The sequence below is a fragment of the Acinetobacter sp. SA01 genome, assembly GCF_011319235.1.
Classification (GTDB): Bacteria; Pseudomonadota; Gammaproteobacteria; order Pseudomonadales; family Moraxellaceae; genus Acinetobacter.
In genome coordinates, this window is the sequence record NZ_WXXM01000021.1 from 35053 (window position 1) to 46845 (window position 11793).

Annotated in this window: 13 protein-coding genes; all 13 read right to left on the bottom strand. The window is 40.1% G+C overall.

The features are described from left to right. Window positions 1-5: 5 nt before the first annotated feature. Window positions 6-947 (bottom strand): acetaldehyde dehydrogenase (acetylating), encoded by a 942-nt coding sequence (locus tag GTU69_RS14860; RefSeq protein WP_166171614.1) that lies wholly within the window; start codon window positions 945-947, stop codon window positions 6-8. Between the two features lie 18 nt (window positions 948-965). Further along, window positions 966-1751, bottom strand: a complete 786-nt coding sequence (locus GTU69_RS14865; protein WP_166171616.1) for a fumarylacetoacetate hydrolase family protein — start codon at window positions 1749-1751, stop codon at window positions 966-968. 20 nt (window positions 1752-1771) lie between these two features. Continuing rightward, the gene (locus GTU69_RS14870) at window positions 1772-2653 is read right to left on the bottom strand and encodes a transporter (protein ID WP_166171618.1); all 882 of its coding nucleotides are present in this window, start codon (window positions 2651-2653) and stop codon (window positions 1772-1774) included. 65 nt (window positions 2654-2718) lie between these two features. Further along, complete coding sequence (locus tag GTU69_RS14875) at window positions 2719-3546, bottom strand: alpha/beta hydrolase (RefSeq protein WP_166171620.1); 828 nt, start codon at window positions 3544-3546, stop codon at window positions 2719-2721. A gap of 39 nt (window positions 3547-3585) precedes the next feature. After that, window positions 3586-4506: a catechol 2,3-dioxygenase gene (locus GTU69_RS14880; RefSeq protein ID WP_166171622.1), complete on the bottom strand. Its 921-nt coding sequence runs from the start codon at window positions 4504-4506 to the stop codon at window positions 3586-3588. A 24-nt stretch (window positions 4507-4530) separates the two neighbouring features. Further along, the gene (locus tag GTU69_RS14885; protein WP_166171624.1) at window positions 4531-4830 is read right to left on the bottom strand and encodes a 2Fe-2S iron-sulfur cluster-binding protein; all 300 of its coding nucleotides are present in this window, start codon (window positions 4828-4830) and stop codon (window positions 4531-4533) included. A 10-nt stretch (window positions 4831-4840) separates the two neighbouring features. Then, window positions 4841-5902: a 2Fe-2S iron-sulfur cluster binding domain-containing protein gene (locus GTU69_RS14890; RefSeq protein WP_166171626.1), complete on the bottom strand. Its 1062-nt coding sequence runs from the start codon at window positions 5900-5902 to the stop codon at window positions 4841-4843. An 11-nt stretch (window positions 5903-5913) separates the two neighbouring features. Further along, the gene (locus GTU69_RS14895; RefSeq protein WP_166171628.1) at window positions 5914-6264 is read right to left on the bottom strand and encodes a phenol hydroxylase subunit P4; all 351 of its coding nucleotides are present in this window, start codon (window positions 6262-6264) and stop codon (window positions 5914-5916) included. A gap of 82 nt (window positions 6265-6346) precedes the next feature. After that, the gene (locus tag GTU69_RS14900) at window positions 6347-7882 is read right to left on the bottom strand and encodes an aromatic/alkene/methane monooxygenase hydroxylase/oxygenase subunit alpha (RefSeq protein WP_166171630.1); all 1536 of its coding nucleotides are present in this window, start codon (window positions 7880-7882) and stop codon (window positions 6347-6349) included. Window positions 7883-7947: 65 nt separating this feature from the next. Further along, on the bottom strand, window positions 7948-8217 hold the full coding sequence (locus GTU69_RS14905) for an MmoB/DmpM family protein (RefSeq protein WP_166171632.1): 270 nt from the start codon (window positions 8215-8217) through the stop codon (window positions 7948-7950). Then, complete coding sequence (locus GTU69_RS14910; RefSeq protein ID WP_166171634.1) at window positions 8214-9218, bottom strand: aromatic/alkene monooxygenase hydroxylase subunit beta; 1005 nt, start codon at window positions 9216-9218, stop codon at window positions 8214-8216. Before GTU69_RS14910 ends, GTU69_RS14905 begins: the two co-directional genes overlap by 4 nt. 35 nt (window positions 9219-9253) lie before the next feature. Continuing rightward, window positions 9254-9502, bottom strand: coding sequence for a phenol hydroxylase subunit (locus tag GTU69_RS14915; RefSeq protein WP_166171636.1), 249 nt, complete (start codon window positions 9500-9502; stop codon window positions 9254-9256). An 851-nt stretch (window positions 9503-10353) separates the two neighbouring features. Then, window positions 10354-11487: a hypothetical protein gene (locus tag GTU69_RS14920; RefSeq protein ID WP_166171638.1), complete on the bottom strand. Its 1134-nt coding sequence runs from the start codon at window positions 11485-11487 to the stop codon at window positions 10354-10356. Between the last annotated feature and the right edge of the window lie 306 nt (window positions 11488-11793).

The window sequence follows — 11793 nt, forward strand, 5'->3', positions numbered from 1 at the left end:
TCTCCTTACGCGATCTTTTTATTTAAATGCGTTTCCGCAAAACGTTCTGCTGCAGCCAAAGCTGCGCTGGTCATAATATCCAGATTACCCGCATAGGCTGGCAAGTAATGTGCAGCACCTTCAACCTCAAGGAAGATCGAGACTTTTAAACCTGGCAACTTGCCTACTCCAGGAATATTCAACGGATGAGCCGTATCGAATTCATCGAACTGGACATCCTGTTTTAAGCGGTAACCTGGCACATAGGCCTGTACAGCATCGGCCATTTCTTTCACGGACTGGCGAATTGCCTCCTGATCTGCACCTGCTTCTGCCAGACAATACACGGTGTCTCGCATGATGAGAGGAGGTTCAGCCGGATTCATAATGATGATGGCCTTGCCTTTTTTGGCACCACCCACCTCTTCAATGGCTTTAGACGTTGTTTCAGTGAATTCATCAATATTGGCACGGGTGCCAGGCCCAGCAGACTTACTGGCGATTGAGGCAATAATCTCAGCATAATGTACCTTTGCCACTTTGGCTACCGCATGCACCATCGGAATTGTTGCCTGACCACCGCAGGTGACCATATTGATATTCGGTGCATCCATATGTTCATCCAGATTGACCACAGGCACCACGTAAGGGCCTATCGCTGCTGGAGTGAGATCAATAACCTGAATACCATACTGCTGCAGCACCTGATTGTGATGGGCATGGGCACCCGCCGATGTAGCATCAAAGACAATTTTGATCTCTTTAAACGAAGGCAGTTTAAGTAAGCCTTCTACACTTTCAGCTGTGGTTTCAAAGCCAAAACGTGCAGCACGGGCTAAACCATCTGAACCTGGATCGGCACCGACCATGGCAGCCATTTCCAGATATTTTGAATTGCGCATGATTTTAATCATCAGGTCAGTACCGATATTGCCTGAACCAATGATGGCGCATTTAATTTTTGACATGTTGTTTCCTTTTCTGCCTTATTGCGCAAATACAGCGTTTACAGTTCCAAAGCCTTCGATCGCAACCTGGAACTCATCTCCAGGATTCGCCACAACCATTGGGCCTAAAGCACCGGTCAATACCAGATCACCTTTCCTCAGGGGGCGGCCCCGACGCATCATTTCATCCGCCAGCCACACTGCAGCATTTAAAGGATTCCCCAGGCAGGCTTTTCCGGTTCCTTGCGAAACGACTTCACCTGCGCGTGTCATCTGCATTGTGCAATTGACTAAATCCACCTGTTCCAGTTGGACAGGCTTGGAACTCAATACATAAGCGGCTGATGAGGCATTATCAGCTACAGTATCCAGTAAGGAAATTTTCCAGTTTTCAATCCGGCTATCCACCACTTCAATCGCTGCCAGAGCATAATCCGTTGCACTGATAATATCGGCATAGGTATGTTTGGCTTGGGTGAGATCCGCCTTGAGCACCAGTGCAATTTCAGCCTCAACTTTAGGCTGAATCAACTTACCAACCGGAATGGCTTCAGCATCACCATAGGCCATATCTGCAAACAGCATACCGAAGTCAGGAGAATCAACTCCTAACTGTTTCTGCACAGCGATTGAAGTTAAGCCAATTTTTCGCCCCACCAAACGGCGTCCATTTTGCAAAGCACGTTGGGTATTAATGTCCTGAATAGCATAGGCATCATCTACCGTAGCACCTTCATCCAGTTCAATACGTATAGGTGGAATCGCTTGTAAAGTCTGTTCTGCGTGATATAGCTGATCTGCTAACTTTGATAAAATTAAGTTCATAGCTTTACCTTATAATTTCTTTAGAATGACCAAACAAACTTTAACCAGGTTGCATCACCTTCAGGACGATTTTCGACTTCTGTTTCTTTGAGATATTTGGCTTCTAAGGCCCAACCATCTTTTTGATAATGAATACCAGGACCATATGCTATCGCTTGTCCACGAAAACCATTAGTAACCCCGTCATCTTCATCTGAAGAGGTTTGTTTAAAGGCATAACCTTGTAAAGCAAGTGTCAGATTCGGATTCAATTTATAGCCAATACTGTAATCAGCAGCAAAATACTCCCCTGACTGATAATTGGTATCTTCATTTTCGGTATTAAAACTGTATGAAATTTTGCTAGAAATATCCCAGCCTTGTGGCTGACTATAGGTATAAGCAAGAATAGGACGGAAGGTATAATAATTTTTACCTAAATTGGCCAAGTTATGTTCATCATACTCTCCAGTAGGAAACACAGTTTCCACTGCAGCAGCCCAATGATGATTGCCTTGATGCCAACCTAACATAGGAGCAACAATCAGATCACCCAATCCACTATTATGATCACTTTGTCCCGCCATTTTTAGACGTAAATCTACCAAAGGTTGTGCAGCATAAAAGCCTAATTGACCACCGAGCAATTGTTGTTCTGTCATCCAAACCACGCGTGGGACTAGGGCTTTAGCATCAATATCAAAATCAGGAATCAAATTATTTCCATCAGAATCAACAAACTTAGATGCCGTATAATTTTGGTAATAGGTAAGTAGATATACTCCTGGTGGTGGCAAGGCTCCAGCTAAAAGACCTTCAGCACCCAAAGCAAAAGAGTCTGCTCCATTTTCAGTAGCATAGATATTTGTAGAAAAGCAGCACGCAAGTGCACTCGCAACTAAGCATAAAGTCTTAATTTTCATTTCAAATCCTTATTGATATTTTGAAAAACCTGCCGCAATCCTGCGACAGGTTGAATCCATGTCAGTTATTCATTAAAGAAATCTCTTAACAAACGAGAGAACCGTGCACTGTGTTCAATCTGAGCCCAATGTCCACTTTCGCCAAACATGTGTAATTGGGCATGCTTAATAAGCTCAAAAAGTTTTAATGAAGTATCCATAGGAATAACTTGATCCTCACGCCCATGAATAATTAAAGTAGGTTGTTCTAATTCTCGGATCTTTTCTTCAGGGCTTACAAGAGCATCCACCCAACGCTGACGTGGTGCTGGGAACATCGCAGAAAAAGACTCTTGAAAACCAGGACGAATACTGGCTTGATAACGTAGTTCAGCCAACTCATCATTCACGAGCTCTCTGCTATATGCAAAAGTATCCATGAGCTTACGCATTGTTTCAAATGAAGGTTCGTACCCCCAAACATTATCAAGTCCTGGTGTAATTTTAAAAGGAACACCAACACTTCCCATAAGAACTAGACGGCGTACACGTTCTGGGTAGGCAATAGTAAATGCTAGTGCAATACTTCCACCGAAAGAGTTACCGACTAAATCGACCTGTTCTAAATTTAAAGCATCGAATAAATCCTTGAGTTGTTGTACCCAGTTTTCTTTATTGTAAACTGCATTTTCTGGACGTTCAGTATAGCCAAAACCCAACATATCCGGAGCAATCACACGGCGTTCTTTTGCAAGCTCAGGCATAATCAGACGCCAGTTTGCCCAAGATGTAACACCTGGACCCGAACCATGTACCATGACCACAGGTTGGCCTTCGCCAAGATCATGATAGTTTGTTACAAAGTGGCCTGTTTTAATTGAGTTTGCAATTTCTGGATTTACACTAATATTCATTTCATCTTCCTTGTCATCATTAATTTTTGCGACGAGTAGTTAAGTCATTATCTGAAAAAATGTTTCGCTTAATTTACGCTCGGTGAAGAAAATAGCACGAGGCAATTCATCAGCAGTCCAAGTCAAAGTAGGACGATCTGAATACCAGATATACCCTCCACTGAAGACTTCGTTACGGTTACCTGATGGATCAAAGAAGTACAAGGTTTCTCCGCGTGTAATGCCGTGTCGAGTTGGTCCTATTTCGTGAGACACATCATGATTTGCAATCGTATCTGCAGCTGAAAGAACCTGTGCCCAAGAATCAACAAAGAAAGACATATGGTGTAATTTGCCTTTATCAGGAGCAAAAATAAATGCCACATCATGAGGTTTGTTACTACAAGACATAAAAGCTGCCATCATTGTTTCACCATCCAGTACTTGTTCAGTAAGGTCAAACCCAAGAACATCCTTGAACAAGCGATAGCTTTCTTCAACACCCTCACCCATCAACGCACAATGATCGAAACGACTTGGATGAACCCCTTTTAAATTTTTAGCTTGTATACCTGGATTGGTTGTTGGCATACCATTTCCATATAGGTCTTTATGTGCATACAGTTCAAATACATGTCCAGTTGGCGCGGTGAATCGTACACGTTCACCCGTTGCCAAATTATCCCCTGCTTTGACCCACTCAATTTTTATTCCATATTCCTGAAGTGCTTGAGCTAATCGTTTTAATCCGGCTTCGCTCACAACCTTGAAAGCCATGCAATCCATTCCAGGAGAATCCGCTTCACGCAGAATCAAACAATGATGATCGTGCTCATCCCATGCTTTTAAATAAACTCTACCCTGTTGATCCCGACCGGTTTCAATCAAACCAAGGACATTAACATAGTGGTTTACAGCTTCCTCTAAATCGAGCACTCTAAGCGCCACATGGCCTGGACGCGAAACTGGTTTGATATTCATAGTGGTTCCTTCCTATTCTTAATTTCACAAACGCTTTTTACTGGATTTCAGTCCTAAAACTGTCACATCTAAATCACTTTCTGGATATAAACGACATGCCAATCCAATTCCATCTTTAAGGTCAGTTTCATTGACATGTTCTTGGCTCATTTTTTTACAATGATAATTACCACTTAACACCTGTACACGGCATATTCCGCAACCACCACCCCGACATCCGACCGGGATTCCTTTTCGAGCGAGACGTTGCATACCTTCAAGTAAGCTGTTTCCTGTATGACAATGAAACAGCTCCTCAGTATTTATTAATCGAATCTGGTGCATCTCTCACCTCTCAAATATTTTTAAATAATGGACTCCGTGTAGCTTGATTGGCCGCATCAGCAGCACTGAGAAATTTCTCTAAATGAATATCACGTTCATATAAACGTCCACGTATTAATCCACGAATCGCCGCTTCGATCATTGGGGGTGGTCCACATAGATAGGCTTTATGATTTCGAAAATCATTGTCATAAATGCGGATTGCAGCTTCATGCACAAAGCCTCGCTCCCCTGTCCAGTCGCTGCTTTCTGGCTCATCAGATAAGACCGGAAAATAGCGGAATTGTGGATATTTTTGGCTTAGCTCTTCAAAAAATTCTTGGTAATACAATTCACTTAAATTTCGTGCACCCTGGAATAAAGTGATTTGTCGACTATCTCCATTTTCTAGAAGTTCCAGAATCATCGATTTAGGGCTAGAAAGGCCCGAGCCACCAGCAATAAAAATTACTGGATTAGGATCAGAGTGACGCGTATAGAAACGTCCTAAAGGACCAGAGAAATGAAGGGTATCTCCCACCTCCAAATCATCATGTAACCAGCCGGTTCCTATACCACCAGGGACTTTACGTACATTTAACTCAATTAAATTCGACTGAGATGGCGCACTTGCAATTGAAAAGGCACGAGGTTCAGTCAATCCAGGAAGATACAAATTAATATATTGACCTGCTTGAAACTCCATATCTTCGGCCACCCTTAAAAAGATGCCTTTAATCGTAGGAGTTAATTCCACTATTGATTCAACTGTGGCTTCAAAATCACGCAAAGGAATGACCTTCGCATCAGGATCTTCATCTATTTCTACTTCAATCGTTAAATCAGACTGTGGTACTGCACAACACGCCAATGCTTTACCTTCAGCACGTTCCATATCCATCAGTGCAAAAGGAGATGCTTCACCTAAGTCAACTTCACCATCAACGACTTGCACTTTACAAGTCGCACACAGACCATGCCCACAAGCATGCGGCAACCAAATTCCTGCCCGTAATGCTGCATCTAAAATAGTTTGGTCTTCTTCCACTTCAATGGTTTGACCTAAAGGTTCAATTGTGACTTCATAGCTCATTGATGTTCTCCTTAAAGTCCATTTAAACCTGGGGTATGAAAACGGATATAGGATTTATGGCCAATGCCAAGACTATTGAAACTAGAATCAGAGTTAAAATTTAAAGGTTGACGTTCAAAAGTCCATTCCACTTCTGACCAGTCAATACCAGCCCAATCACTATGACTAGCAAATACGCTTTGCGATAACTGACTATTGATAAAGTCTTGAAATTTTTGCTCAGGATCAACTAATACGGCGATTGGCGCACTAATACTGAGATGACCATCCCACTCTACAAATAACACCTGCTGACCACCAAATTGGTCTTTGGCATCACGGACTTTTCCTTGATAATCTGGTTTTAAGGCGATAACTGGCATAAGAATCTCCTGGGCGGTGTTTCTTCCTGAAAACACCACCGAATTATTGTTTTAACTTCAAGTTAAGATTGAGAAAGTAACGTTATACAGAACCGTTTGTGTTCTTCCATTTTGCCCAATTGAGCGCATCTGGTGATGTTTCATAGGCACCGGTGTCAACACCTGGATCTAAATAAGACCAACGCACGATATCTTCAGGACCAGGACCACCAGCATTCCCTTTTAGAATCTGCTGGACTGGTAACCAGGCTTGTACATACTTTTCTGGTTCACCATCAAAGATGTCCTTACAACCATCTGAACAGAACTGGTACTTTTCATCTTTATAGATACTTTCACGTTGACGAGTTTTGCTTGGGTCATCAACTTCCGTAAAGATCATTGGAATCTGGCAAGTTTGGCAGAGACATGGCAGGCTTGTGTTATACCAACGCTTACCTTCTTCTTCCTGTTTTTTCCACATGTCAAAACGTGGCTTGTAATGCTCATCAAAACTATTTGGATACTCTTTAGAAAGCCATTTTTGCTCTTCTTCAGTTGGTACCCATGCATGCAAACCGGTACCCCAACAGTACTGATAGAACATCGCCCAAGCCTGATGCGTAATATGGTCTTTTTCTTTCACAGAATCTTCCCAATATTTCGGCATACGAATTCCATAACGCTCTAAATCCGCAAACAGTGCACCACCGCTTTGTTCGAAATAGATTTCCCATCCTTCACGCCAAGACATAATTTTCTTCGGTAGCATGTAATCCATCATCATGCCCACTAAAGTCAGCAAGCGATAACCACGCCAGAACCATTTATCAATCCATTTCTGAACGATTGGAACGTTATCAGGATCCTGTTCAAGAATAAATTTGATCACCTCAAGCCCTAAGGTCATATGACGTGCTTCATCAGACTGCGCGGAGAAACCGAAGGTTACTGTAGCCATATCCCCGTTATAGGCTGCACCAGACATAAATGGCATAAATAGCAGGTTCGTCAATACATATTCAAATGAGAATGAAATTGACACCAGGTACTCAAAAGGTCCTGCTGACATCGCATCATTTACAAATGATTTAGGTACCGATAAATACCAAAGGCGGTCAAAGTTCTGCGGCCAAGAGTGGAAGCCATTAAAGTAACGATTGTAATGACTCAAGGTATGCACCTGAGTTTGACAATGTCGTAACTCATCAATCGCCTGCATTTGGCATGCAATACGTGAACCTACGCCACTAAGCTGACGTCCCGCCATGGCAAAACCACGGTGCGCGTTATATTCAATGGGAGTAACACCCGTCAAAAACAGTTTGATTGCATTGATATAACGGGCATCCGTAACATTCAGATGACCATTATTTTGCGAAAATGCATCAATGATTGCATAAAGCTTACGTTCTTTTTCTGCTTGGTATTTCCAATACGCATCCATGGTTAAACGGAATGGATCTTCCCATTTATCCCAGTCATGAATTTTAATACCTTCGAACTTGTCATAAGGAAAAACATCTTCCATCGGTACATAGCTCGTTTCCCAACCAAGTCCACGGGTCATTAGCGCGTATTTATCTTTTAAACTCAATTTGCGTGGCGTATTTGCTGCAGCTTTTGCATGTACATTCATGCGTATTCTCCATAATCTTTATTTAGAACATTCCATCAGTTCAATATGTTTTAAGTGCTATCTATTTAGCGGAACCAACCCACCGTAAAGCTTTCGTCCGTTTCATCAATATTTCCAGAAATACTGATCAGGTTGATATGAATTTCCTGCAAGTCCCAGTCACGTCCCAAAATTTCCTCGACTGATTCTTTACGAATAATCAATTGTCCAGGAGCATCAATTTTTACCATTGCTGGGTAATATTCAATTTTTGCTTCCGGATTATCCTGCTCAATCGCTTCAATAATCGGTCGGGTGTCATCATTGGTTTGAAACGCCATGAATACATTTTTCATACTGCAGACTCCTTTGCAGCTAAGCCAATTTTATTAAGACGCTTCTCAAAAATACTTTCGATATATTCCAGATCGCTTTCGTCACATTGCATAATATGCAATAGAGAAATTACAGCTGTGCGAACCTGAATTTGCCACTTTTCAATCCATGCCATAATCTGTTCACGATTTTCTTCTGACTCAAGTGATGTTGTTTTAACAACAGAGTTCACCCAAGGTTGAGTTTCTTCAAACCATTCATTCATAAAGGCGGTTAACAAACTGATTGCTGAAGCGCCATGAGCCACTAATTCTCGATCAACCAGATACTTCACCAATGGATATAAATAACCATCAAATACCAAATTTTGTGCAATAAACAGCTCATACCAATCTTTCAGCACGAGCATATTCTCTATGCTTTGACGTAGCGGTTGCCATTCAAGCGCGTCCATCCAAGCTTGTTTTGCACGCTCCAATGAATCCCCCTGATTTCCATCAAGAAGTAAGCCTATACGGGTCAGATACTGGGCAGAACCTAAACGATCCATGGTGGCGAACATGGTCGCATTCGTTAATGTAGCGCCATAGGCATAACCTGTAATAAAACTATTATTCATATTTGCGCCCCATTCATAATGGCGCAGTGGAATCAAAAGGCTTTCTGCTTTATTTAACAAGTCAGGGGAGATTGTGTTAAGAACTTGGTTTTTTTCAACAAAGTTAAAATTACTTTCTAGCACTTCCTGTTGACGCGCACGGGTTTGTGTATAGGTGCCATAATACAGTTGGCGTGGATCCTTAAGCGCATACCAGTCTTTCATTTTGATCACGGTACGATCTGTATCAAAAATTTCATGCTCTGGCTGCCATAATGGGCGGTAATGAAAATTGATCTCTTCCTGAATATCATAGCTGGCTTCTTGATAACGTGAAGCAACCTTGTCACCAAAACGCTTTTCCACATAAGCATAAGTGTTACGAATCGGCTTTACACCTGATGTCTTAATATCAATTTGCATTTTTAAGATCTCCCTGATCTATTTACTATCAATGTTTATTCTGTAATTCCAGGCTGTCCAAACCGCCATTTCATCCTTTCATATTCGAGTTTGCATACTTCATCAGTGGTTAAATACTTCACCTGATGGCGATTGCAAAACTCCTCAAAAGCCGTCACTGGCATAATCATCTCTACAGCTAACTCTGGGTCACCTATCGAAAACTCAAATTCGATATATTTGTCACGCTGAGTCCCTGTGATATGAATAAAGCAAGTAGGCTTATGCACATTTTCCATTTGCATTGCTCAAATCCTCTATTCTTATAAGATCTATATTGCAAAGGCTGTGCCAACTTTTAAATAACTATAAATTTCAATAATTTATTATTTTTATATTATTTTTCAGTTTTATTTTTATTGAGAATTTTATGAAGTGATACAAATGGACTTTAGAATTTTCTTAAATTTATAAAGGACAAATTGTAATAGCCCCTGCTAAAACAAATACTTTTCACTTAAGACAGAGTCATAGCATCAGGGTTAAGGAATGTCAGTTTTAATTGGGGGCTATTACATATACAAATACTCTAATAGGCTTCGGCATAGTTAAATTTTTTATCTTCAGTGAAATAGTCAAACATCATTTTTGAAAAAATTAAGATAATTTTTGGCTGCTGTTGGTTTTGATCTAAAAAGGTAATCTTCCACCCAAAGCATTAAAAATTAATCCCAAAGTAGCTGGTGCTGTTATTCTACGGTAATCCCCTGTTAGCGGTTAATGTAGGCAAATACAATTCATATATTTTTAAATTTGCATAGGAAATCAACATATTAATTTTCAACTACATTTATTCATTTAATAAATCAAATAGATCATTTTTTAGATTGGCAGTATTCGCAATCAACTATGGGGGGGAGGGAAGCATATTTATCAAATGGCTGTTTTCACTGTGATGTAATACAAGGTGCCCAGTTTGCTTATCGCGAACGTGATGAAGAAAATATGATTTATAGCCAATTTTTTGAAGTTAAACTTGACCATGAAACAGAAATTGATGGGCTTTGGTTCTATCTAACATAGCAGCCCACCAATAGAAAGCTTTTAAACTATAGAGACAAATTCATTTGTAAAATTAAATACTTATCTAATTAAATTATTCTAGAGAGTAGTCTGCATCATGCTCATCTGATTCCACTTCTTTCATACGCTGTTCCATTTCAGTATTTACCTCTTCTTCTAGCCCACCTGAATCAATATAACGTCTTCGAGCTGCCATTCTTTCTGCTTCAGCAACTAAACGTAACTGCTGTGCTTCATAGGCTTTATCATTATTTAGATCCTTCACACGCTTCGCATCATCAATGTCTTTAAGGTCTTCTAACTCTGTACCGTATAAGGACAATTCAAACTTAATATTCTCGCGCCTATTAAAAGATAAATCGTTATAGATTTCTAAAATTTGGCATAAGGTATCCAATTTGTCGTTGAGTTGCTTCATCATCGGCTTAGTAAATTTTCTGCTAATTTCATCTGATGTTATGAGTGCATAAAGCATCACAAACTTATCAGACAATTGATCCCCCAAATCGTTAATTAACGTCATTCTCTTTCGAGATTTTACAATGATTTCAGCCTGCCTTTTACGCCGTACTTGTGCGTTCATAAGCAAATTTTCGATGCTAACTTTTTCGCGTTCTACTCTTTCTTGGATAACGTCAAAATCAGATACGTCACTACTTGTATTAACATAATTAAGATTCTGTTTTTCATTATTTTTTTTAATACCTGAAGACACCTTTAAATCATTGTCTGACTCTAAGTTTTTGACGCTACGGATTAAATCTTTTAAGGTAGCGTCACTTTTTTTTAATAGATAATCTGACCTTTCCCATCCTTCATGTTTAGCCTTATACGCTATAGCCTGATGTGAGGGGAAATCCTTACAATTCAGTTCATTTTTAACTAATTCTTTTAGGCGCTTATGGGTAATTTTAGGATTAGATTCATAAACATTTTTAATACATAGCCAAAAGTCATCACTGTACTTGTTAGGAGCGACTTTATTGGTAATTTCATCCTCAAACCTCATCCATCTTTCTTTTACTGCACGGCGCTCTACAGTACGTTGTGATGGGAAAGCATCAAGATTAAATTTAGTACAAAGCTTACTTTTTATTTTTTCATAATTAGGATGAGTTCTTGATTCATAAAACTTGCGAGTCTCCGCCCATAACTCACTACTGAAACGTTTACTATTTATCTCATTTAAATCTGCTTTTTTAGTCATACATTAAACTTTTTTGTTGAATCATTTTGAATGATAAGATTGAGAGACACTTTATTGAATCGGATGATCCATTACACCCATGTATACAATCTAGTAGATAAATCAAAATGAAAAATGAGAAAAAAGTCGACAAGCTATTAATTTCATCCAGATTAAATGACACTCTAATTTTTTCAGGTAAATTATTAGAGTGCTCAGTAAGAATACGAATAGATTGGACTGCTCCCAGTATCCTAGACATGAGACAGCCTCATTTTGAAGCTGCTTCAAAGGCTTCTGGACTCATCCCGTCGAGATGCGAATGAC